Source organism: Corynebacterium sp. H130 (genome assembly GCF_037572395.1).
Lineage (GTDB): Bacteria > Actinomycetota > Actinomycetes > Mycobacteriales > Mycobacteriaceae > Corynebacterium.
Genome location: NZ_JBBHLA010000001.1, coordinates 473,297 through 495,637 on the forward strand (window position 1 = coordinate 473,297; position 22,341 = coordinate 495,637).

The 22,341-nt window shown below is 58.2% G+C and carries 24 protein-coding genes; 11 read left to right on the forward strand and 13 right to left on the reverse strand.

Translation table 11 applies throughout. The annotated features are described in order from the left end of the window. Positions 1–4: 4 nt before the first annotated feature. Positions 5–3,559: a DNA polymerase III subunit alpha gene (dnaE, locus tag WG939_RS02290; RefSeq protein WP_339982002.1), complete on the reverse strand. Its 3,555-nt coding sequence runs from the start codon at positions 3,557–3,559 to the stop codon at positions 5–7. Between the two features lie 179 nt (positions 3,560–3,738). On the opposite strand from dnaE, the gene WG939_RS02295 reads away from it, so the two are divergent. Both WG939_RS02295 and rarD read left to right on the forward strand, forming a co-directional pair. Then, positions 3,739–3,876: a hypothetical protein gene (locus WG939_RS02295; protein WP_339982003.1), complete on the forward strand. Its 138-nt coding sequence runs from the start codon at positions 3,739–3,741 to the stop codon at positions 3,874–3,876. 27 nt (positions 3,877–3,903) lie between these two features. After that, positions 3,904–4,782: an EamA family transporter RarD gene (gene rarD / locus WG939_RS02300; RefSeq protein WP_339982004.1), complete on the forward strand. Its 879-nt coding sequence runs from the start codon at positions 3,904–3,906 to the stop codon at positions 4,780–4,782. Here the strand turns inward: rarD and WG939_RS02305 are convergent. Genes WG939_RS02305 through lspA form a run of 3 tightly spaced genes read right to left on the reverse strand, consistent with a single transcriptional unit; the run spans position 4,760 to position 6,616 of the window. Continuing rightward, positions 4,760–5,254: a hypothetical protein gene (locus tag WG939_RS02305; RefSeq protein WP_339982006.1), complete on the reverse strand. Its 495-nt coding sequence runs from the start codon at positions 5,252–5,254 to the stop codon at positions 4,760–4,762. The genes rarD and WG939_RS02305 overlap by 23 nt on opposite strands. Continuing rightward, on the reverse strand, positions 5,251–6,174 hold the full coding sequence (locus tag WG939_RS02310; RefSeq protein WP_339982007.1) for an RluA family pseudouridine synthase: 924 nt from the start codon (positions 6,172–6,174) through the stop codon (positions 5,251–5,253). Before WG939_RS02310 ends, WG939_RS02305 begins: the two co-directional genes overlap by 4 nt. Further along, on the reverse strand, positions 6,167–6,616 hold the full coding sequence (gene lspA / locus WG939_RS02315; protein ID WP_445227865.1) for a signal peptidase II: 450 nt from the start codon (positions 6,614–6,616) through the stop codon (positions 6,167–6,169). Before lspA ends, WG939_RS02310 begins: the two co-directional genes overlap by 8 nt. Positions 6,617–6,740: 124 nt before the next feature. Here lspA and WG939_RS02320 point away from each other — a divergent pair, with 124 nt between their 5' ends. Next, positions 6,741–7,649: a hypothetical protein gene (locus WG939_RS02320; protein WP_339982009.1), complete on the forward strand. Its 909-nt coding sequence runs from the start codon at positions 6,741–6,743 to the stop codon at positions 7,647–7,649. 48 nt (positions 7,650–7,697) lie between these two features. Here WG939_RS02320 and WG939_RS02325 read toward each other — a convergent pair whose 3' ends face one another. Then, a complete protein-coding gene (locus WG939_RS02325; RefSeq protein ID WP_339982010.1) occupies positions 7,698–7,898 on the reverse strand; it encodes a YgaP family membrane protein in 201 nt (66 codons plus the stop codon). A 240-nt stretch (positions 7,899–8,138) separates the two neighbouring features. Then, positions 8,139–8,675, reverse strand: coding sequence for a hypothetical protein (locus tag WG939_RS02330; RefSeq protein ID WP_445227851.1), 537 nt, complete (start codon positions 8,673–8,675; stop codon positions 8,139–8,141). A gap of 144 nt (positions 8,676–8,819) precedes the next feature. Between WG939_RS02330 and WG939_RS02335 the strand changes: the two genes are divergently transcribed. Then, entirely contained in the window at positions 8,820–9,761 is a 942-nt protein-coding gene (locus WG939_RS02335) for an asparaginase (protein ID WP_339982011.1), read from the forward strand. Here the strand turns inward: WG939_RS02335 and WG939_RS02340 are convergent. Next, entirely contained in the window at positions 9,730–11,127 is a 1,398-nt protein-coding gene (locus WG939_RS02340; protein ID WP_339982615.1) for a DNA polymerase IV, read from the reverse strand. The genes WG939_RS02335 and WG939_RS02340 overlap by 32 nt on opposite strands. A gap of 84 nt (positions 11,128–11,211) precedes the next feature. On the opposite strand from WG939_RS02340, the gene WG939_RS02345 reads away from it, so the two are divergent. Next, positions 11,212–11,829: a hypothetical protein gene (locus WG939_RS02345; RefSeq protein WP_339982012.1), complete on the forward strand. Its 618-nt coding sequence runs from the start codon at positions 11,212–11,214 to the stop codon at positions 11,827–11,829. Here the strand turns inward: WG939_RS02345 and WG939_RS02350 are convergent. Continuing rightward, positions 11,819–12,496 carry a hypothetical protein gene (locus WG939_RS02350; RefSeq protein WP_339982014.1) on the reverse strand — a complete coding sequence of 226 codons (678 nt, stop codon included), beginning with the start codon at positions 12,494–12,496 and terminating at the stop codon, positions 11,819–11,821. The two genes, WG939_RS02345 and WG939_RS02350, sit on opposite strands and share 11 nt — an antisense overlap. Positions 12,497–12,663: 167 nt before the next feature. On the opposite strand from WG939_RS02350, the gene corA reads away from it, so the two are divergent. Continuing rightward, positions 12,664–13,758, forward strand: a complete 1,095-nt coding sequence (gene corA / locus WG939_RS02355) for a magnesium/cobalt transporter CorA (protein ID WP_445227852.1) — start codon at positions 12,664–12,666, stop codon at positions 13,756–13,758. Here corA and WG939_RS02360 read toward each other — a convergent pair. Beyond that, positions 13,755–14,246: a general stress protein gene (locus WG939_RS02360; RefSeq protein ID WP_339982018.1), complete on the reverse strand. Its 492-nt coding sequence runs from the start codon at positions 14,244–14,246 to the stop codon at positions 13,755–13,757. The genes corA and WG939_RS02360 overlap by 4 nt on opposite strands. A gap of 80 nt (positions 14,247–14,326) precedes the next feature. On the opposite strand from WG939_RS02360, the gene WG939_RS02365 reads away from it, so the two are divergent. The 4 genes from WG939_RS02365 to WG939_RS02380 are packed head-to-tail and all read left to right on the forward strand — an operon-like array spanning position 14,327 to position 18,398. Next, positions 14,327–15,610 (forward strand): magnesium transporter MgtE N-terminal domain-containing protein, encoded by a 1,284-nt coding sequence (locus WG939_RS02365; protein WP_339982020.1) that lies wholly within the window; start codon positions 14,327–14,329, stop codon positions 15,608–15,610. 9 nt (positions 15,611–15,619) lie between these two features. Next, positions 15,620–16,204 (forward strand): DUF1003 domain-containing protein, encoded by a 585-nt coding sequence (locus WG939_RS02370; protein WP_339982021.1) that lies wholly within the window; start codon positions 15,620–15,622, stop codon positions 16,202–16,204. A gap of 40 nt (positions 16,205–16,244) precedes the next feature. Beyond that, the gene (locus tag WG939_RS02375) at positions 16,245–17,369 is read left to right on the forward strand and encodes an Mrp/NBP35 family ATP-binding protein (RefSeq protein WP_339982617.1); all 1,125 of its coding nucleotides are present in this window, start codon (positions 16,245–16,247) and stop codon (positions 17,367–17,369) included. Positions 17,370–17,387: 18 nt separating this feature from the next. Then, complete coding sequence (locus tag WG939_RS02380; protein WP_339982022.1) at positions 17,388–18,398, forward strand: NAD(P)-binding domain-containing protein; 1,011 nt, start codon at positions 17,388–17,390, stop codon at positions 18,396–18,398. Here the strand turns inward: WG939_RS02380 and tatB are convergent. Genes tatB through sigE form a run of 3 tightly spaced genes read right to left on the reverse strand, consistent with a single transcriptional unit; the run spans position 18,395 to position 19,962 of the window. Next, positions 18,395–18,853: a Sec-independent protein translocase subunit TatB gene (gene tatB, locus WG939_RS02385; RefSeq protein WP_339982024.1), complete on the reverse strand. Its 459-nt coding sequence runs from the start codon at positions 18,851–18,853 to the stop codon at positions 18,395–18,397. The two genes, WG939_RS02380 and tatB, sit on opposite strands and share 4 nt — an antisense overlap. Before the next feature lie 43 nt (positions 18,854–18,896). Next, positions 18,897–19,274, reverse strand: coding sequence for an anti-sigma factor family protein (locus WG939_RS02390; protein WP_339982025.1), 378 nt, complete (start codon positions 19,272–19,274; stop codon positions 18,897–18,899). Positions 19,275–19,326: 52 nt separating this feature from the next. After that, positions 19,327–19,962: an RNA polymerase sigma factor SigE gene (sigE, locus tag WG939_RS02395; RefSeq protein WP_339982026.1), complete on the reverse strand. Its 636-nt coding sequence runs from the start codon at positions 19,960–19,962 to the stop codon at positions 19,327–19,329. A gap of 258 nt (positions 19,963–20,220) precedes the next feature. Between sigE and WG939_RS02400 the strand changes: the two genes are divergently transcribed. Continuing rightward, positions 20,221–20,850, forward strand: a complete 630-nt coding sequence (locus WG939_RS02400; protein ID WP_339982620.1) for an O-methyltransferase — start codon at positions 20,221–20,223, stop codon at positions 20,848–20,850. Between the two features lie 207 nt (positions 20,851–21,057). On the opposite strand, the gene glgC is transcribed toward WG939_RS02400, so the two are convergent. After that, a complete protein-coding gene (glgC, locus tag WG939_RS02405) occupies positions 21,058–22,275 on the reverse strand; it encodes a glucose-1-phosphate adenylyltransferase (RefSeq protein ID WP_445227853.1) in 1,218 nt (405 codons plus the stop codon). Positions 22,276–22,341: the final 66 nt, after the last annotated feature.

Consider the following 22,341-nt stretch of genomic DNA (forward strand, 5'->3'; position numbering starts at 1 on the left):
TTCGTTAACCCAGGATTCCCGGCCCCATCGTGGCCTTCAGGTCTCCCATGAGGCTGCCGGTTCGGTTTACCCGCAGGTGTTCGCCGAGGACCATGGTGGTTGAGTTCTCGCCGTCGACAAGCTTGAGATAAACGTCTGACTCGCCTGCGTTGGCCAGCAGCACTTCCTTCAGCTTGGCGATGTTCTCCATCGTGCACTGATCGGTCCGCATCACGAGGCGCAGTGGCAAGCCCGCACCGCCACCGATCCCGAGTTCCGGTTGCTTGAGCGCGTCGCAGAACAGGCTCATGCGGTCGTCACGAATAGAGACATGCGCCTTGGCCAAAATGATGTTGTCTTCCACGATCTTCGTGGATTCGAGCGCGTACACCTTGTTGAAGACCAGCAGCTCCACGGAGGCGCCGTTGTGGTCTTCCACCGTCACGATGGCCCACGGTGAGCCGTCCTTCTTGCTGTAGCGCTTATCGACGGCAGAGATGATGCCACCGATCGTCACTTCGGCTCCGTGTCGCAGTTCCCCACCAAGAATGGTGGTGAGCGCAGTATCAGTTTGCTCGGCCAGGGCTTCCTCGTAGCCATCGAGCGGGTGCCCGGAGACGTAGAGGCCTAGCATTTCGCGTTCGAGGGCGAGCTCGTGGCGACGCTCCCAGTTTTCCTCCGGGACCTGCACCGCGAAGAAGTTCTCCACTTCCTCTGAATCCCCGAAACCTGCGAACAGGTCAAACTGCCCCTTATCCGCGGCCTTCTTTGTGGCGATCACGGCGTCGACGGCATCCTCATGGATCAGCATCAGGCCTTTTCTAGGATGCCCAAGGGAGTCGAAGGCGCCGGCCTTGATCAGCGATTCCGTCACACGCTTGTTGCACGGAACGGTGTCGATCTTGTCCAGGTAATCGGAGAAGTCCTTGAACGCTCCCTTTTCAGTGCGGGTGGCGACGATCGATTCCACCACGTCTTCACCCACGTTGCGGACGGCGCCAAGACCGAAGCGAATGTCTTCGCCGACTGCCACGAAGTCAAGCACGGATTCATTGACATCCGGTGGCATAACTTTCAGACCGAGGTGACGGCAGTCCGCAAGATAGATGGCCGACTTGTCCTTCTTGTCGGACACCGAGGTGAGCAGCGCTGCCATGTATTCAGCTGTGTAGTTTGCCTTAAGGTAGGCGGTCCAGAAGGACACCAGGCCGTAGCCTGCCGCGTGGGACTTGTTAAACGCGTACGCTGCGAACGGTTCGATGGTGTCCCACAGCGCCTTGATGGCTTCGGAGGAGAAGCCATTGGATTTCATGCCGGCCTCGAAGTTGACGAATTCCTTCGCCAGCACCTCAGGCTTCTTCTTACCCATGGCTTTACGGAAGCCGTCTGCCTGACCAGCTGTGTAGTTAGCGACCTTCTGCGAAATACGCATGATCTGCTCCTGGTACACGATCAGACCATAAGTATCGCCCAGGATGTCCTTTAGCGGTTCTTCCAACTCAGGGTGGATCGGCTTGATTTCCTGTCGGCCATTCTTGCGGTCGGCGTAGTCCAGGTGGGCGTTCACGCCCATCGGGCCAGGTCGGTACAGTGCGAGTGCCGCGACGATGTCATCGAAGCCGGTTGGCTCCATACGCTTGAGCAACTCACGCATGCCGCCACCATCGAGCTGGAACACACCCAGGGTATCGCCACGGGCGAGCAGCTTGTAGGTTTCCTCGTCCTCGGTGGTCAGGCCTTCCAGATCCAGGTCGATGCCACGGTTGCGTTTGATGTTCTCCAGGGCATCACCGATGACGGTGAGGTTACGCAGACCCAGGAAGTCCATCTTCAGCAGGCCGATGGCCTCACAGGCTGGGTACGGCCAACCGGTGATGAGTGCGCCGTCCTGCTGTCGCTTCCACATTGGGATGCAATCGAGCAGTGGTACCGACGCCATAATGACGGCACAGGCGTGCACGCCCGCCTGCCTGACGACGCCTTCGAGGCCACGAGCGGTGTCGTAGATCTTTTTGACATCCGGGTCAGTTTCAATGAGGTTTCGGACCTCACCAGCCTCGCCATAGCGAGGGTGCTCCGGATCAGTGATACCGGAGAGCGGAATGTCCTTCGCCATGATCGCGGGAGGCAGGGCCTTGGTGATGCGATCGGCGATTTGATAGCCCGGCTGACCGAACTGCACGCGAGCAGAGTCCTTCAGCGCCTGCTTGGTCTTCACCGTACCGAAGGTGATCACCTGGGCGATCTTGTCCTCACCCCAGCGTTCAGAGGCGTAACGGATCATTTCGCCGCGACGACGATCGTCGAAGTCGATATCGATATCGGGTGCGGACGGACGTTCCGGGTTGAGGAAGCGCTCGAACAGCAGTCCGTGCTCGATCGGGTCGATGTTGGTGATGGTGAGCGCATATGCGACGAGTGCACCAGCTGCAGAACCACGACCAGGTCCCACACGAATACCGATGGAGCGGGCGTGCTTGATCAGTTCGGCCACGATAAGGAAGTAGGACGGGTAACCCTTCATATCGATGACTTCGATCTCGTACTTCGCGCGATCGATGTATTCCTGAGGTACGTCTTTGCCCGGGAAGCGATCCTGGAGGCCTTGCATCACCTCGTGGTACAGCCAAGAGGTTGGGGTCTCACCTTCTGGGACGTCTGCGATTGGCATACGGTCGTGTGGGTGCTCGGCCCACACTTCGCTGTAATCCTGCACTCGCTCCGCGATGAGCAGCGTGTTGTCGCAGGCGCCAGGCACGGTGTGATCCCAGTTCTTGCGCATTTCGGCGGCCGACTTAATGTAGTAGCCCGTTCCGTCGAATTTGAACCTATCTTCGTCGTGAAGCGTCTTGCCCGTTTGCACACAGAGCATGGCCTCGTGGGCTTGCGCCTGGGACTCGAGCACGTAGTGGCAGTCGTTGGTGACGAGCGGTGGCAGGTCGAGCTTGCGGCCGATTTCTAGCAGTTCGGAGCGGACGCGGTTTTCAATTTCGAGCCCGTGGTCCATGAGCTCAAGGAAGTAGTTTTCCTTGCCGTAAATGTCCTGCCACATAGCGGCAGCTTCCAGCGCTTCGTTGAACTGTCCGAGGCGGAGGCGGGTCTGGACGTCGCCGGAGGGGCAACCGGTGGTGGCGATGATGCCAGAGGCGCGCTCGGCGATGATTTCTGCGTCCATGCGTGGCCACTTGCCCAATTGGCCTTCATAAGAGGCCATGGAGGACAGGTAGAAGAGATTACGCAAGCCCTCGACGTTTTCGGCAAGCATCGTCTGGTGCAGATAGGCGCCGGATGCAGACACATCGTCGGCTTTCTGGTGAGGTTCACCCCACCGGATGCGCTGTTTGTTGAATCGAGATTCGGGCGCAAGGTAGGCCTCGATGCCAATGATCGGCTTGACTCCCACTTCCGTCATCTTGCGGTAGAAGGCGTCGGATCCGTACATGTTGCCGTGGTCGGTGATTCCCACTGCCGGCATACCCTGCCGGAGTACTTCGTCGGCCAGCATGTCGATCTTCGCCATTCCGTCGAGCATCGAATACTCGGTGTGGTTGTGAAGATGAACGAAGGAAGAATTGCCCATAGGTGCAGAGTCTATCGAATTGGGCTGCCTCTGACGAACGTGGGCTGTTACCGCCCTCACTCCCCTATTTTAACGTGCCCAAAAACACCCCTCACCAGGCCAAAGAAGCGTTCCTTAATTGTTACATTTGGGTTAACATTGACTACAGAAGCAATCACCTCCCATCCTAAGAGGAAATCATGTTCAATTTTGTCACTCCGCTAGAAAGCAATGCGGACCTGTTCGCCGACTACTACTTTGGCACCACTTCCAACAACACCCTCAACACCGAGTTTGAGGACGCCCTCCTCGAAGACGATCTTCGCTTGGCGAGCTAACCCCCGGGGCGGGTAAACTCACCCGTCATGATCTACGCGCTGCTGGCTTACCTGCTGTGGGGAGGGTTTGCTGCATTCTTCCCGCTGCTAAAGCCTGCGGAGCCCCTCGAAATTCTCGCCCACCGCATCGTGTGGACGGCCTTCATCATGCTGGCCATCATCCTGGTGCGGGGCACGATCAAGGAATTGCGGCGCGCCGATCGCGCGACATGGATTCAGGTTATCCTCGCGTCATTCTTTATTGCCATCAACTGGCTGGCCTACGTCATCGCAGTGAATACGGGTCACGTGGCCGAGGCGGCGTTGGGTTATTTCATCAACCCGCTGGTCAACGTACTACTTGGCATGGTGTTCCTCGGCGAGCGCCTCAGGCCCCTCCAAAAGCTCAGCGTGACAATCGCAGCTGCAGCAGTACTTCTCCTCGCTCTATTCTCCGGCCAGCCACCCGTCTTGGGCCTGGTGTTGGCGTTCTCCTTCGGCATTTACGGGCTTCTGAAGAAGAAAATCCAACTTTCCCCTGAAGCGTCTCTGTCTGCAGAAACTCTCGTTCTTTTTCCGATCGCCCTGGGATACCTCGGCTATCTCACACTCAAAGGCACGTCTACCTTCACCACTGAAGGCCCTGGGCACGCAGCGCTGCTGATTTCCTCGGGCATCATCACTGCTGTGCCATTGTTGCTCTTCAACAAGGCAGCTCGAATGATTCCGCTATCCACCATCGGCATGCTGCAATACCTGACTCCAACGATGCAAATGCTGTGGGCGGTGGTCGTGATGAAGGAAGATCTGGCAGCTGTCCGCTGGATCGGTTTCTGCATCATTTGGGTGTCGGTTTCTGTGTTCCTCACCGATATCTGGCTGCAGCGCAAGCAACAGCGAAAGACTAATCCACCTTCACAGGCCTGATGCCGAATCTGCCCCAGATCGCGTCCGGCGGTAGCACCTCCACCGCAGCAATCCCGGGCGCAGTGGATAGTGCCTGCAACGCCTCAGCGTCGTCATAGACGACCACCGAGGTAACGGCAGCGTCAGTCCAGCGGTGAATCACATCCGAGCGCTTGTCGACGCCCACAGGCTCCGGCAGCGGCACCGGCGCATGATTCAGCGAGACCGCAGCACACACCCGTTTGACATCAAGCTGATCCAACGCCGAAACATCGCCTGACACAGACAAGGTGACGAGAGCAAAACTTGTGCCGGAGCTGTCGGCTACCGACGCAGCTGCCCGATCCCGATACGTCGCAAAGCTCTCCCCTGCTTCCATACCGACCTGATCGCCGCGCACACGTGGCGCCACCTCGGAATGGTCAAACGAGGCCCACACGAGCGCACCCGCGATCACGAGGCAGCTGAGTCCCGCTAGTGTTTCCCGGATCATCCGCGGAGCACGTCCAAGGCGTGTTGTAGATCCGCTGGATACGGGGATTCGATCTCCATGAACCGCCCATCAGCAGGGTGATGGAAGCCCAACTTCACGGCGTGCAACCATTGCCGGATAAGTCCCATGCGCTTGCTCAGCCCAGGGTCGGAACCGTACATCGGGTCGCCACAGCACGGGTGGTGCAGCGAAGAAAAGTGAACGCGAATCTGGTGGGTTCGGCCAGTTTCCAGGTGGACCTCCAACAGGGTCGCTTCCCGAAACGCCTCAATGGTTTCGTAATGCGTCACCGAAGGCTTGCCGTCCGTAGTGACCGCAAACCGCCACCCCGCGGACGGGTGCCGCCCAATTGGCGCATCAATCGTTCCTGTGAGCGGATCAGGATGCCCCTGCACAAGCGCATGATAGGTCTTGGTCACCGTCCGGTCCCGAAACGCCCGCTTCAGCACGGAGTATCCCCGCTCGGACGCAGCCACGACCATCACCCCGGACGTACCCACGTCAAGCCTCTGCACGATTCCCTTGCGCTCCGGAGGCCCCGACGTCGAAATCCGAAATCCCGCGGCAGCCAACCCGCCGACCACAGTTGGCCCCTCCCAACCCACTGTTGGGTGTGCGGCAACGCCAACGGGCTTATCAACGACGATCACGTCATCATCCGAGTACAAGATGTTCATCCCCGGAACCAGCTCCTCCTTTGGAACCAGTGGCGCCGGGGGCTCCGGCAATGTGACATCCAGCCAAGAGTCAGCCGTCAGGCGTTCGGATTTTCCGACCGGACGGCCGTCGATAAGCACGTCGCCCGCTTCCGCGAGGTCGGCGGCCACCGTGCGGGATAGCCCGAGGAGCTTTGCCAGCGCGGCGTCCACGCGCATACCCGCGAGTCCTTCAGGAACTGGAAGCTGTCGAGATTCACGCATGTGCCCGCTCCTCTCGCATGATGCCGAGTACGAAACAGATCACGCCGATGGTGATGCAGGAGTCGGCGATGTTGAACACCGCGAAACTTCCCACGGAAATGAAGTCCACGACGTGTCCAAAATAGAACCCAGGGGCGCGGAAAAGGCGGTCGATGAGATTGCCAAGCGCGCCACCAGCAATCAAGGCAAGGCCCACGGCTTGCCACTTTTCAGGGACCTTTCGGCTGTACCACGCGATTCCGAGCACGAAACAGATCTGAATCGTGGTGAAAAGCCAAGTCGAATTGGTTCCCATGGAAAATGCCGCACCAGGATTAAACAGGAGGTAGAAGCGGAACCAGTCGCCAAAGATGGGCATTGGCACCCCGGGCTCTAGGGTCGCCATCATGATGGCTTTGGTTAGCTGGTCGATGGCTGCGGCCACGATAGCCACCAGGGCCATCAACGTGACATAACTCCTACTCTGTCCACTCACGAGTTCTATCATTCCCTAAACCCCGTGCGATTTTCCATTTGCCCCTCGGGGTGTTTCGCCCATCAGGGACGAACTAGTACCTTTGATGGTTATGAAAACACGGCTGCTCCCCCTGCTCCTCGCGTTGTCCATCGGCGTGCTCAGCGCCTGTGGCTCTGACAAACCAGCCACGCCGGAACAACAGCCCGTCGCACTGTCAGTCGACCCGCCGAAGGTTTCGCTGACTTCCAAGGGAGAGGGCGAAGCAGCCGTCATCGCTTACAAAGACGCGGGTGCAAACCAAGAAAGCACCGTGGAGTTCACGGACGGCTTCGACCAAGGAACCGGTGAAGCCGGCACCCTGCCCGAGGAGGCGCCACAGAACCCGCACGTAGACACCCTGAGCGCAACCCTCAACGCCTCCACCACCGGCTCCGAGAAGCGCGATGTCGCCATCAAGATGAGCAAAGCAAACCACTCCAACCTCGCCTTTGCTTCCGACGTGAACTCCGCAGAAGGATTCGAGTTGGGTTGGACCGCGCAAGCCTCAGGTCGAAGCGAGACAGTGAAGCTGAAGGCACCCGAAAAGTCCAGCGACCAGGGCCGCGCTATCGCCGAACTCTACCTAATGAAGCTGCTTGCCCAGCCCATCATCTTCCCCACGGACCCGGTTGCTCCCGGCGCAACCTGGACCGTAGAAAACCGCGTCGCCGGAGACTCAACCATGCTGCGAAGCACCACCTATACATTGGTCTCACACAAAGGCTCGATCGTTGAACTGGACGCCACTATCTCCGAACGGCCAGCAGTGACCGCACTAACCCTAGACGGCGAAGGCGGACAGGGAGAGCTCAAGGTGATCAACTCTCACTCGATAGGCACCGGTCGATTCACCATCGACCTCGCCAAACCTATTCCCACTGCCGGAAAGTTTTCCCTCACCACTCGCGTGACCTACGGACAAGACAATTCCACCAAACGCGTCTTTCAAGACTTCAACTCTGGAATCACCTTCAAATAGCAAAAACCCTCGGTGCGGCAGGCACCGAGGGTTTTGGTCTAGGCCAGTTTACTTAACCTTGCAAGTATTGACGCCGAGGATGCGGTACAGCGGGCAGAATCCCACGACCGCCGTCAGAGCCATGATCGCTGCAACAACCCACAGCACGATCGACGTAACACCAGAAGTGACAACCGCCGCCAAAGCACCAGCGACAACAGCCACAACGCCACGCAGTGCGCGGTCGACAGTTCCCTCATTTGTTTTCATGTCACTGATTCTAAATCGTTTAGACAGAATTTGAACTGTGGAGAGGTAGATGTCACATCAACTTGCAGCTGCGGGAGTAAATCTTTCCCCCACTAGGACGCATTTTCAACCGTTTCCCCAGGAGAGCTAGTCCAATTACGGGTCGTTTTTCCTCCCCAAAGAAAACTTTCCCCTCTTAGGACCTGTTTCTCGGCAAAACGCCAGGAAGACCAGCCCAAAGAGGGGAAAGATTTCCGAAAACTAGTGGCTAGGCATTCCAGCCTGCTGCTCACACATCGGTGGCACCTTGCTTGGCTCAACGGTGTTCTTGATCAGGGTGCAGGCCCAGGACTGAGACAGCTTCCAGGTACCGCCCTCGTTGATGAATTCAACGTTTTCAGCGGACTGTGGCTCGCGGCCTGGGATGGTGAAGTTGACGGTAGCCAGGACGGATTCTGGGGTGTAGCCAGGAAGGATTGGGTCAACAACCTGGAAGTTGGCGCCGGACTCGGCCTTGGACTGAGTCATGGTCTCGAAGAGCTCAGGGGCGGTTTCGCCGCCCTGGACAGTCTTGGTCTTCTCTTCGACGCTGGCAGCTGGGTCGGTTGCCTTTGCCAGGATGGCGTTGAGGTCAGCTGCGGATGGCTGTGCTGGAGCGGCTCCCTTGCCTGGGGCTGCCTTGGTGGTCGCGCTGTTGGTCTTCTCGTTCTTGGCTGGCTGCTCATCGCCGGAGCAGGCAGAAAGGCTCAGAGCGGCAGCGATCATGGTGATTGCGGCGGCCTTGGTCGAAAACTTCAAGGAATACTCCTACTGATTGATGTCTTGTGAGGGCGAGCAATTGGACATGCTGTGGGCTGAAGAGGCCCTCACAACGGGCGCGTCGACGATAATAACATGAGCAACAGGAGTATCCCCAAGCATTTAATGTGAGAGTGTTGTTGTATGACTGAAGTTTCCGCCCCTCAGAAAGTTGTTGTAATTACCACTGGTGGCACGATTGCGTGCACTGCGGACCGTAATGGAGTGCTGTTGCCTACCGTTTCCGGTGCGGATCTCGTGCGGCCGGTGGCCAGCAGGTTTGCTCCAGGAACAATGGAAATTGAGGTGCGGGAGCTGACCCGGTTGGATTCCTCTTCGATGACGCTCTCCGATATCGATGAGATTGTTGCCGCTGTCCAGGACGTGCTTCAGGATCCCACCGTGGACGGTGTGGTCGTCACTCACGGCACCGATTCGATGGAAGAAACAGCCATTGCGGTGGACACCTTCCACAATGATTCTCGCCCGGTGGTCTTTACCGGTGCACAAAAGCCCTTTGACCATCCAGACGCTGATGGCCCGAACAACCTGTTCGAATCGATCGTTATCGCCAGCGATTCTTCCGCACGTGGCATCGGATGCCTTATTGTCTTTGGCCACGCGGTACTCCCCGCCCGCGGCGCGACGAAGTGGAACACTACCGATGAGCTAGCGTTTGCCACGAACGGTCCGGAGGAACCTACTCGGCCGACGCCTATGGACGTCGCAAAGCTCGGTGGCCTCGACGTCCCCATCGTGCATGCCTACCCCGGCGCCGGCCGCGACATTCTTGACTTCCTACGAGAGAAGAAGGTTAACGGCATCGTGGTCGAGGGCATGGGCTCCGGCAATGTCAGCACGGATTTTGCTAGCGGGCTTATCGACGTGCTGGACGCCGGCATCCCCGTAGCATTGACCACTCGGGTTCCACGTGGCGAGGTGCTGCCTAGTTACGGTGGCGTGGGTGGCGGCGCCTCGCTGCATGCCAAGGGTGCGTTCCCAACCACGTACTTCCGCGCCCCGCAGGCGCGCATCTTGCTGGCCATTTCGGTTGCTACTGGTCGTCATCTGGCCACGTTGATGTAGCCAGCCAGTCCTGCCAATCGAGGCTGTCGATGGGATCGGCGGGGACAAGGTGAGGATCGTCCAGCGGGAAGCTCTTTGTTCGGCCCCGCTGGGTGGAACGAGTTTCAAAACGCACCGACACGACCCCGTGCCCAGCTCCCTGCACCCAGCCATGCCCAAATTCCGGATGATAGACATCCTGGGTGCTAAACCAGGTGCTTTGGTCCTCAGTCACTAGCTGCGAGCTAACAGTAAAATCGGGGCCTTGCGCAGATCGGACCCCTGCCTCGAAGTCTTCGTTGGTTTCAATTACGACCTTTTGGTCGAGCTCAGGAAACATCACGTCTTGGCGCTCATCTTCCAGTCCGGAGAAGGACACTCCGATGAGGCGAATCGGCCCAACTTCCGCTGGATACCTAGTAAGTTTTCGGGCGGTGGCGTGCAAGGTGGCGAAATCATCGGTGGCATAGGAAAGGGTCATCGAGCGCGACTCAGTTTCAAAGGATGCCAATTTCGTCTTGACGGTTACTGTGCGCGAGCCTCGGCCGTCGCGAAGCAAGCGTCGGTGAGCTTCTCGCGCGGAACGGAGCACGGCATCATCAACCTGCTGCGCCGTGGTCAGATCGTGAGAATAGGTATGCTCCGAACTGATCTGCTTGGCAATTGCTCGGGGCTGAACTGGGCGTTCATCGATGCCCCGGGCGAGCTCCCACAGCGCGACACCATAATTCTTACCCAAGGTAATTTCGACGTCCCTTTTGCTTAAGGCTGCGAAGTCCCCAATGGTTACGACCCCCACTTGCTGGAGTTTTGATTCCGCAACGGGCCCGATACCCCACAGTTTGCGCACCGGGAGCGGATCCAAAAGCTTGTGCTGCATGTGGGCTTCCACCACGAACACCCCGTCAGGCTTCGCCTCACCAGAACCAATCTTTGCGCTTTGCTTGCCTGCACCGGCACCAATTGAAGCCGGAAGCCCAGTTTCCTCACGAATAAGCTCCCGAAGCTCCTCCGCCCACTCCCGCACCGTGTCCGCGCTTGCACCCACGAGTTCCGCAGGTTCAAGAAACGCCTCGTCGATGGAAAGTTGCTCCACCACTCCCGCCTTCTTCCCCACCAGTTGGAAGACGCGTCGCGACGCCACCTTATACACCGCATGACGGGGCCTAACTGTCACAGCTCCGAAGCCCACCAGAGCTCGGGCTTGATACATCGGCATGGCGCTGCGAGCACCAAACGCACGAGCTTCATAAGAAGCACCTGCAACGACGCCACGGCCATCCAGTCCGCCCACGAGCACGGGGCGCCCCCGCAGAGTTGGCCGGGTGAGCTGTTCGACAGATGCGAAGAAAGCATCCATATCGATGTGTAACACCCAGCGCTGCATGCTCTCCAGCTTAGTCTTACGCATTAGCGATATTTTTCTGATTAACTAGTAGTGCCTCAGTAAAAAATCAGGTTTGGAGAAAGGTTGTCAATAGCAGCGAGCCCCGCAATCGAGGGCGCGAATGAGTCCGAGTCGCGTGCAAGCGCCGGCCTCCCCCTGCTTAACGCGGGGCTTGCTTGGATCGGTTATCTCTTCTCTCAATCCGGCGCCTTATTCCTAGGTAACGATTCCATTCAAAGTTCTTTGCTGCGACTAGCTGCCGGGGTGCTCTACGGCCTCGGAGCGGTGCTGATGTACGTATCGTTTCGGACATCGGCACGGTGGTCCGCACTAATTCAAATGGTATTAAATCTCGTTGCAATGTGTTTCTTCACCAATTCGGTGTTGGCGATCATGAGCGTCCAACCTGATTACCAAGCATTCCACGAGCTTTTTTCCAACGCTCAAGTGCTCATGGCGCTGGCAGTGTTCTTCATTGCCCGCTGCTTGCAGCGCGATCGCCGGATTACCAACTGGTTGGCATGGCTGTTCTATGCCTATGCGATTTTTGGCGTCGTCCAGACGGCTTCCTATTTCGTCAACATTCCACTGTTTTCCAGCTATGTTCCGGCTATCGTGATTTCACTCGTCGTCGAGCTCACCTTCGCGTTCACTCTCGTGCGGGCAGGCTCGATCCAAATGCATCCGCACGCTAGAACGTAAGCTTGGTCAGCAATTCGTCAGCCCGAACCCGAGTGGCGTCCCTACTCTGATCGCCCTCCACCAGGGTTTTGAGATCATCCGTTGTAATGCCACCGGTGATCTTGTTCAGGATCACTCGGTCTTGGCGATTAAGCGCGACCTCCCGAAACACTGGAACGACGTTTTGAGGCAGCTCAGGACCATCGTAATTTGGGCATCCCTGGGCATTCGATGGGTCAGTAGCCATTAAGTTGGAAGGAAGCGCACCGACCATCTCCTGGTATACGGTGTCGCGCCACGTGCCGTCGTTGGGGTCAAGTCCCTTTCTCTTGTCCTCCTGGTACTTTTCGGACAGTTCTTTAGCGCGCTCCGGGTCCATGTAAAACAGGAGTTCACCGGTGCAACCGACCACCACATCGGCCTGGCCGTTAGTGACTCGGTCGATCCGAGGCTTCTGAGCAGAATTATGTTCAATATCAAGGAATGCCTGCCGGCCGCTACGCACGAACGCGCCCGTCACTACTTCCCCAACAGCCAATTGTTGGTAGCGCTCCCCGTTAATTGAGACCATGATCGAATCCACGTCTGATTCATGCAGCTCACCCCGGGGTTCCTCAGCGCAGCTTGCAAGCACAGTGGTCAAGCAAAGCACAGCTCCCACAACGCCCCGAGACGTGCTGCGTTTCATCAAACGGACCCACCTTTGCTCACAAACTAAAACTGCCACTTTTCATCCCACTTTACTGTGCGCCTCTGCCTACCGAAATGTGGCTGGCGCTGCTAGTTGGTTGCAGCCTAGCTAGGGTTGTAATGTCTGTTGGGTTCGCCCCCACAATTCCTAAAGGAGGATTCACAATGGCCAGCAATTTCCCATTGCCCAAGCGCCCTAGGCCTGTGATTCCTCCGTCGCCTGTTGTGTCCGAGCCTGGGTCAAAACTGCGAGTTCCAGTGGAACGCGCAATTGAGCGTTGCGTGATTTACCGTGACGGCATGCCAGTCCGTGGCTCCTACAACTACCGGGAAGCTCTGGAAGAAGTACGCCGCACCGGATCTGGCTATGTGTGGCTCGGGCTATACGAACCCGACGAGCGTCAAATGATGCTCATCTCCCAGGCCTACGACGTGCACGAACTCATCGTCGAAGATGCCGTTGGCGCGCGCCAGCGCCCCAAGGTGGACCGCTACGGCGATCAGTTCTTCTTCGTCATTCGTGCGGTGAAATACACCGATGACGCAATCGTTACCGATGCCAAGGAAATCATCGAGACCGGCGAGGTCCAGATGATTGTCGGCCCTGACTTCATCATCACCATTCGTCACGGCGAGCAGTCCACCATCACCGGCCTGAAGAAACGCCTCGAGCGCGACCCCGAGCAGTGCGCCCTTGGTCCGTCGGCCGTCGCGTGGCTCATTTCCGACGTGCTTGTCGACGACTACATCCGCATCGCTCGCCTCCTATCGATCGACGTCGACGAACTGGAAAACGAAGTGTTCGCGCCGGGCACCAGCTTCGACATTGAGCAGATCTACCGCCTCAAGCGCGAGATTCTGGAAATGCGACATGCCATTGATCCGCTGGCACCAGCGCTGCGCACCCTAACGACGAATCAGCAAGGCTTGCTTTCCGATCAAATCAGCAAGTACTTCGTCGACGTCCTCGACCATGAGATCTCTGCAATGGACCTCATCGCGTCGCACGATGAGCGCCTGACCTCCCTGATCAACGCCGGTGCTGCCAAGGTTTCCATGCAGCAGAACGCCGATATGCGTCGCCTCTCGGCCATCGTCGGTATGGCGGCAATCCCAACGATGATTGCCGGAATTTACGGCATGAACTTTGAGAACATGCCCGAACTGAAGAGCGAATACGGTTATTTCGTTGTTCTCGGCGTGATGCTCGCTTCGACCGTTGCTATGTGGTGGTTCTTTAAGCGCAACAAGTGGCTTTAATCCACTTTAAGCTTGCCTGCCAAGTTTGCCTGCGAGATCAAATCGCGAGCAGCTCGAGCATGATCGGGAGCGCAGAGGACGTCGTAACGCCCGGCCACGATTTGGGTCCGGGAGCTGAAGTCTCGGCGTCCTGCGGTGCGGGCGTACCCGGCGGCTGCCGACGTCATGCCGAAGAACACGCCCATGCACACACCTGCGATGAGCGGCGCCACCCACTGGTCGCTAAATAGGCCCATCAACAAGCCAAAGAACACACCCATCCAAGCGCCCGAGGCAGCGCCACCTGCGAGCACACGCCCCCAGCTGAGGCGTCCCATCACTCGCTCAACTTCCATGAGGTTGACACCCACAATGGTCAATTCTGAGACGGGGAAATCGCCAGTGTCTGACAGCATGTCGACGGCTGCTTGTGCCTCCACGTATGTGCCAAAGCTTCCGATGGGCCAGCCTGTCGGAAGTGGACGCGAGTCAGGAGTGAGCGGTTGCATGGTGTCCTTTCGTAGCTAACTATCTACCCAACGAATAAGGCCACGGGTAAGTTCCCATAAACCACGTACAATGGCTGGATATGAGTACAACTACCCGCGTATACGCCGGCCGATTGAACGGAATGATCGTCCGTGGCCCCGATGCTGAGCCCATTGGTCGAGTGCGGGATGTTGTCGTTAGTATTCGCCCCACCTCTCACCTGTCTCGCGCCCTCGGCCTCGTCGTCGAGCTGACCAACAAGCGCCGCATTTTCGTGCCGCTGTTGCGCGTCGCCAATATCGACCCAACTGACATCACCTTGGTGTCTGGTTCGGTGTCGATGCGCGCCTTCAAAGCCCGCTCGGGCGAATCCACGGTGCGGGAGGATTTGATCGGGGCAAAAATCCAGGTCGACGATCCTGAACTTACCCATTTGCATGGCAAGCCCCTCGAAATTGCCGATGTCGAACTTGAGCGCACCCGCACTCGCGACTGGGTGATCACGAGGCTCGCGGTGTTTGGGGAACGCCCAAAGTTTGGCCGTCGAACTGACCTGCATGTCGTGCCCTGGTCGCATGTTCTAGGCGTCACCGCTGGTGGTTTCGGCCAGACGGATGCCACGACCGAGATCATTGCCTCCTTCGATGACATGCGCCCAGCGGATATCGCGAGCGTGATGCACGAGATGAGCACCCTGCAGCGACAGCAAGTCGCCGAAGAACTCGACGACGAGCGCCTCGCCGATATTATTCAGGAGCTGCCGGATGACCACCAGGCCGAGCTCATCGAATCGCTGGATATCGAGCGTGCCGCCGATGTCTTGGAAGAAATGGACCCGGACGACGCCGCCGACCTGCTCGGCGAGCTTCCCGATGCGAAAGCCGACGTCCTGCTCGAGTTGATGGATCCCGAGGAATCGGCCCCTGTTCGTCGCCTGATGACGTTCTCCCCGGACACGGTGGGCGCGCTCATGACCCCAGAACCACTCATCATTACGCCACAGACGACCGTGGCGGAAGCGCTCGCAATGGCACGCAATCCGGATCTTCCCACCAGTTTGAGTTCCTTGGTCTTTGTGGTGCGTCCTCCGACAGCGACACCGACCGGCAAGTACTTGGGCTGCGTACACCTGCAAAAGCTCCTGCGTGAGCCCCCTAGCTCGCTGGTCGGCGGAATCCTGGATCCGGACCTGCCACCGCTGTACGCGGATGACACGCATGAAACGGCCGCACGATTCTTCGCAATGTATAACCTGGTCTGTGGACCGGTACTAGACAGCGACAATCACCTTCTCGGCGCGGTCGCCGTCGACGACCTGCTAGACCATCTGCTCCCCGAAGACTGGCGCGAGCTGGGACTTCGCCCTGAACCTAACACCCCTTAAGGAGGCACCGTGGCAGACAAACGCTCACAGCTCGACACGCCTGCGATCGGGCCTCGCAAGGGTTGGTTCCGCCTGGATGCCGACGCGGTCGGCGCCTTTGCGGAAAAAGTTGCCAGGTTCTTCGGCACCGGCGAATACCTGTTTTGGCAGACGGTTTTCGTCATCATCTGGATTGCACTGAACATTGGTGGGTTCTGGTTCAGTTGGGACCCTTACCCATTTATCCTGCTCAACCTAGCCTTTTCTACCCAGGCGGCGTATGCGGCTCCACTCATTCTGCTGGCGCAAAACCGCCAGGAAGACCGAGACCGCTTGGTGCTTGCCGAGGATCGCCGTCGCGCCGAAGAGACGAAGGCAGACACGGAGTTCCTTGCCCGCGAGCTTGCAAGTGTCCGACTTTCCTTGGGCGAGAATGTGACTCGAGATTACTTGCGTCGCGAGCTCGAAGACGTCCACGATTTGCTCAAACGCATTGAGGCAAAACTGGATGATGAGTCCGCTGCCCGCATTGCACGCGAGCATTCTTCCAGCGCATCCGAGCTTTCCGAGCCTCGTCACGGCGATATTGCCGATAAGCCTCAGGCTGAAGATTAGCCACCATTCCCGAGCAGTAGGATTGACCCTTGTGAACCACATGATTGCAGAATCTGACGTCCGCGCGGCCTTGTCGCGCGTTGACGACCCCGAGATCGGGAAGCCGATCACCGAACTGGGAATGGTCAAATCTGTGGCCATTTCCGGCGCTGATGTTGCCGTCGAAATCTATTTGACTATCGCTGGTTGCCCGATGAAGAACACGATCGTGGGCAATGTTGAGGCTGCACTGAAGGACATCGAGGGCATTGGTGCTGTGTCAGTGACCACCGATGTTATGTCTGACGAACAGCGACGCGAGCTGCGCACCTCCCTGCGCGGTCACGCGGACACCCCTGAGATCCCATTCGCCAAGGAATCGTCCACGACCCGCGTGTTCGCGGTGGCCTCTGGCAAGGGTGGCGTTGGCAAGTCCTCCATGACAGCCAACCTGGCTGTCGCGCTGGCACAGCGAGGCCTGAAGGTCGGCATTGTTGACGCCGACATCTACGGCCATTCCATCCCAGGCTTGTTCGGCACCGACGAACGCCCAACTCCAGTGGACGACATGATCATGCCGGTACAGGCGCACGGCGTGAAGATGATCTCCATCGCGCACTTCACCGAGGGCAATGCCCCTGTGATGTGGCGTGGCCCAATGCTGCAGCGCGCGATCCAGCAGTTCCTCGCTGACGTTTTCTGGGGCGACCTCGATATTCTCCTGCTGGATCTGCCTCCTGGAACCGGCGATGTTGCTATTGCCGTCGGCCAGCTCCTCCCGAACGCTGAGTTGCTGGTGGTCACCACACCACAGCACGCGGCTGCGGAGGTTGCCGAGCGCGCGGGTACCGCTTCCCTGCAAACGCATCAGCGCATCGCGGGTGTTATCGAGAATATGGGTGCCATGGTGCTGCCTGACGGTTCTCGCATGGCCGTGTTCGGCGAGGGTGGCGGCGCAACGGTGGCCGAGCGCTTGTCGACGCTCACCGGCACCGAAGTCCCTCTCCTCGGTGAAATTCCACTCGACCCGGCTCTGCGCGAAGGCGGAGACAGCGGCGTCCCAGTGGTCATCGCAGCGCCGGAGTCCCCAACCGCAGTGGCAATCAACCAGGTTGCAGATGCGCTGCACAAGCGCCGTGAATCGCTCGCAGGAAAGACCCTTGGCCTTGGGGTTACACCAAACTAATTTCTTAGGGAGCCACACATGACCCGCCGTATCGATGTCCTCATTATTGGGGCTGGACAGGCGGGTCTTGCCACCCGGTACTATCTTCGACGGTCCGGGCTCACAGTTCTTCAGATCTGTGCAGAGGAGCAGCCAGGTGGTTCCTGGCTCCACACCTGGCCGAGCCTCCGGTTGTTCTCCCCTGCCGGGATTTCTTCGCTGCCTGGTCTTCGACTGGCGTTACCTAAGGATGCGTATCCGGCCCCGCTGGACATCACTCGCTACTTCGCGGACTATGAGCAGCGCTACGGCTTTAAGGTCGAGCGCCCCGTCCGCGCCCTACGCACGTCGGGAAACGGCCCCTTCATCACTGAACTGAGCACTGGCGAAACTGTGGAATCAGAGTTCGTTGTGAATGCCACCGGCAATGCTTGTCGCCCGTATGTACCTTTTGTGCCTGGGCAAAGAATCTTCACCGGCCGACAGCTGCATTCTCGCTATTACCGTGGTCCTGAGCAGTTCCGTGGCCAGCGCGTGGCTGTGATTGGTGGCGGTAATTCCGGCGCTCAAATCGCTGCTGATTTGTTGTCCGTGGCCGAGGTGACGTGGTGCACGCTTCGGCCCCCTCGTTTTCTGCCGGATTCCTACGACGGCGCCGCTTTGTTCCAGGTAGCAAGCGCGCATGTCCGAGGCGAAGAAGGGCCGACTGTGTCGGAACTGGGTGACATCGTTGTTGTGCCACCGATAAAAGCGGCAAGGGACACCGGCCTCTTGCAGGCCACCGGCATGTTTGAGCGCCTCACTCCTTCTGGAGCGGTGTGGCCAGATGGCAGCGAAAAGCCACTCGACGTTGTTGTGTGGTGCACCGGCTTTAAACCTGCACTGAAGCACCTTGCGAGGTATGACATTGAGCTCAGTGGCACCGCACTTGCTGCTGCGCCGAGGATGCACTTTGTTGGCTACGGAGATTGGGTAGGGCCGGCCGCCGACACCATTTTGGGTGTCAGCCCGTTTGCCAAGGCTGCAGCCCGCGCCATTATCGACGCTTAAGTGATGTCAGCCCAGGAAAAACCACCTGCGGCTGGCTTGTCATCGTCTGGCCGCTCAACTTTTGTGGTTTCGGGTGTGGTTTGTTGCTGGGGATCAGTTCCCTTGAGTGCGGCGCGTGCACGCTCGGTCTCGCCGGCGGTGTCTTCCGCCATGATCTTCTTTGGATCGAAGGCGTCGAAGATGGAGTCGTCGCCTTCGAGAAGGGTCTTGGTGAGCGCTGCGCGCGGTCCCATGCGGGTGATGGCTGCGATTTCGGCCACTGGTTTGCGGAAGTCGTCGAATTCGGAGCCGAATTCGTCGTTTAGCCCTTGCTTTGCGTTGTTAATTGCTGTTCTAGCAGCCAAAAGAGCAGCGCGAACGTCTTGGATCACTTTGGGAAGTCGTTCGGGCCCGATGATGATGAGGCCGACCACTAGGAGGACGAGTACTTCGCCCCAGCCAACATTGCTAAACACTGTTACAACCTTAGTGCCTTGGTCCGGAAATGTCGCGCATGACCTACTTGCCTTGGTTCTTGCGCACAGCGCGATAGAAAACTTCTACCCTGGCCAGTATCGTGTCGCCTCTCGGATGGGCAACTTCTTGGGCGTCGGGCCCCTCGGGGCAGGTCTGGGCGATTGAGGTGAGTTTTGCCATCAGCGTTGATGGAGCATGAAGTTGTTCGTCGGCGATTTGGCGAAGTCGTTCGGCGGCCCGACGCTGGGCATTGACTTCTTTTCGACATTCGGCGCAGTGAACGAGGTGGATGCGCGCGCGGTTCATTGCCACGGGTGGGAGTTCGTTGTCCACAAACCCCGCTACGGCTTCCGCACTGAGGTGCTCGACGGAGGAAAACTCCTTCGGCCTGCGCTTATGCCCTTCTGGGCGAGAAATCATGAGTGTTGCTACCTCCTTATCTCGCCGTCAGACTTTCTGCTTGAGTTCCATCCTAGCCATGTGCCGGGATCAATAGCTGCGCGTCCTCGTTGGTGATCGCAGCGTTTTCCAGATACTCCCGAATTTGAGAGCGCCCGCGGTGAATGCGGGATCGCACCGTGCCGAGTTTGACGCCAAGAGTATCTGCGATTTCGTCGTAGGAGAGGCCGAGAACGTCACAGAGCACCACTGCAACGCGAAACTCTGGGCTCAGAGTGTCGAGCGCCGCCTGCAGCACTGGATCCAAGTTCGATACCGAATATGCCTGCTCCGGCGTCAGATCGGTTCCGGGAACACGGTCATAGTCCTCAGGAAGTGCTTCCATACGAATCTTGCTCCGGTGGCGGACCATGTCGAGGAATAAGTTCGTCGTAATGCGGTGCAGCCAGCCCTCAAAAGTGCCCGGCTGGTAGCCCTTGATTGAGCGGAATACGCGCATGAAGGTTTCCTGGGTGAGGTCTTCTGCGTCATGCTGATTGCCAGAAAGTCGGAAAGCAAGCCGATAAACACTGTCTGCGTGTTCGGCAACGAGTTCCGCCCAGGTCGGCATCTCCGAACGCCCTGCATCAAATGCAGCGGTGCCGGTCAAAGGGGCAAGTTCCTCGGCAGATTCTGCAAGGTGCAGGTCCGGGGAATCAAAAGAGCTCATAGAGGTATTGTGCCTGATCTTTCTGTCCAGTGGCTAGTTTTCTTATTTTCTAGCGTTGTTGACACTAGTTATAACGCACGCGCCTAAGCTTTTGTTCCCCAATTGATGAAGAGGACCCTAAAATCCGGTCACGACTTCGCAACATCTCCCCTCCCATCACAGCACATAACAACTGTCACAGATTGGGAGGTTTGCCGTGTAAATGGACCAGAACCTGCACTTTCCCACCTACACTTAAGCACTGTGACTGACACTGCGATGGAATCTTTGAGCTCCTACATCCTCAACACGACCGAGAACTCCCCGGCACTGGGCTCCGCTTACCAGCACGCCGAAGAGTTCCACTTGAGCGCCCCCGACGCAATCACCGGCGGACTGCTCCGCACCCTCGCTGCCGGTGCTGCAAGGCCAGAATCGGCCGGCGCTATCGTCGTTACGTCCGCAGCAAGCGTCGTAGGACTCTACCTCCTCGAAGGCCTCGGCCCAAAGGGGCACCTCACCTGCATCGACCCTGAAACCGAGCACCAGCGCCAGGCAAAAAGCTGCTTCCAAGAAGCCGGCTACAAATCTTCCAGCTTCCGCTTCCTCCCCTCCCGCCCCCTCGAAGTCATGGGCCGCCTCGCCAACGACTCCTACCAGTTCGTCTACGGCGACATCACGCCCGTCGACCAGCGCGCCTTTTTCGACGCCGCCTGGCCACTGCTCGCCTCCGGTGGCGTGCTCGTGCTCGCCGATTCGCTTCTCGACGGCACATTGGCCGACACCACGCGAACCGACCGCGACACCGTCGCAGCACGCGACATGGATGCTTTCCTCCGCGACTTCGACGGCGGCATTGTCACACGTCTGCCACTTGGTGCGGGAATCACCATCGTCACCAAGAAGTAGGAAATCTTTCCCCCAATTGGACAGGTTTCCTGGGGTCTTCCCAGGTCGGCTTGCCTAAATAGGGGAAAGTTTTCTCACGACAGGAAAAACATCCCGTATTTGAACCCAGTGTCCTGGGGAAACGTCCGAAAAGGTGTCTTTTCACGGGAAAGATTTCAAAAGCGGGCCGAGTTTCCTCGGCCCGCTTTTTCGTATTGAGAAACCTAGTTAGACGCGCTGGTTCTTTCCGACACAGACGACGCCACCAGCGGAGATCGTGAAGCGAGATGCGTCACGCTCCAGGTCGACACCAATGAATTCGCCTTCAGAAACGACGACGTTCTTGTCCAGAATTGCGTGGCGAACTACAGCGCCCTTGCCGATGCGCACGCCTGGCATGAGCACGGAGCCTTCAACTGTTGCGCCTTCTTCAACGATGACGTTGTTGGACAGGACGGAGTTTCGCACAGTGCCACCGGAGATGATGCAGCCGGAGGCGACCATCGAGGACTGCGCAATGCCACCCTGCACGAACTTTGCTGGTGGGAAGTTGCCATCCTCAGTGGAGTGAATTGGCCACTGGCGGTTGTACAAGTTGAACACTGGGAGCACAGAGATCAGGTCCATGTGTGCCTCGTAGAAGGCATCGATGGTACCTACGTCGCGCCAGTAGCCCTTGTCGCGGTCGGTGGAACCAGGGACCTGGTTGGCGGAGAAGTCGTAGACGTGTGCATCACCCTGGGAGACGAAGTAAGGGATGATGTCGCCACCCATGTCGTGGCTCGAATCCTCGTTGTCTTCGTCCGCGGTAAGCGCTGCGATCAGCGCATCAGTGGTGAAGATGTAGTTACCCATGGATGCGTAGGTCATCTCTGGGTCATCAGGGGTGCCCGGAGGGTCTGCTGGCTTCTCCAGGAACTCAGTAATGTTGCCCTCGGCATCAGACTGGATACAGCCAAACGCGGTGGCCTCAGCGCGAGGAACGCGAATACCTGCGACGGAGACGGACTTACCGGAAGCAATGTGTTCGTCGAGCATCTGGCGTGGGTCCATGCGGTACACGTGGTCTGCGCCGAAAACGATGACGTAGTCAGGGTTTTCGTCGTAGATCAGGTTCAGGGACTGCAGGATCGCATCGGCAGAACCGGTGTACCAGCGCTTACCCAAACGCTGCTGCGCTGGAACTGGGGTGATGTACTGCCCGGTCAGACCCGACAGCTGCCACGACTGGGAAATGTGGCGGTCGAGGGAGTGCGACTTGTACTGGGTCAGTACGCAGATCTGCATGAAACCGGCGTTAACCAGGTTGGACAGTACGAAGTCGATGAGGCGGTACGTTCCACCGAATGGAACGGCTGGCTTGGCGCGGTCCGCGGTCAGCGGAAACAGACGCTTACCCTCGCCACCAGCGAGAACAATTGCTAGGACATGTGGTTGGCTTCTCACATCTTCCAACGTAACCGCAATCGTTACACCTTGCAGGGGTCCACAGGGTTTTTCACTAGCTCACAC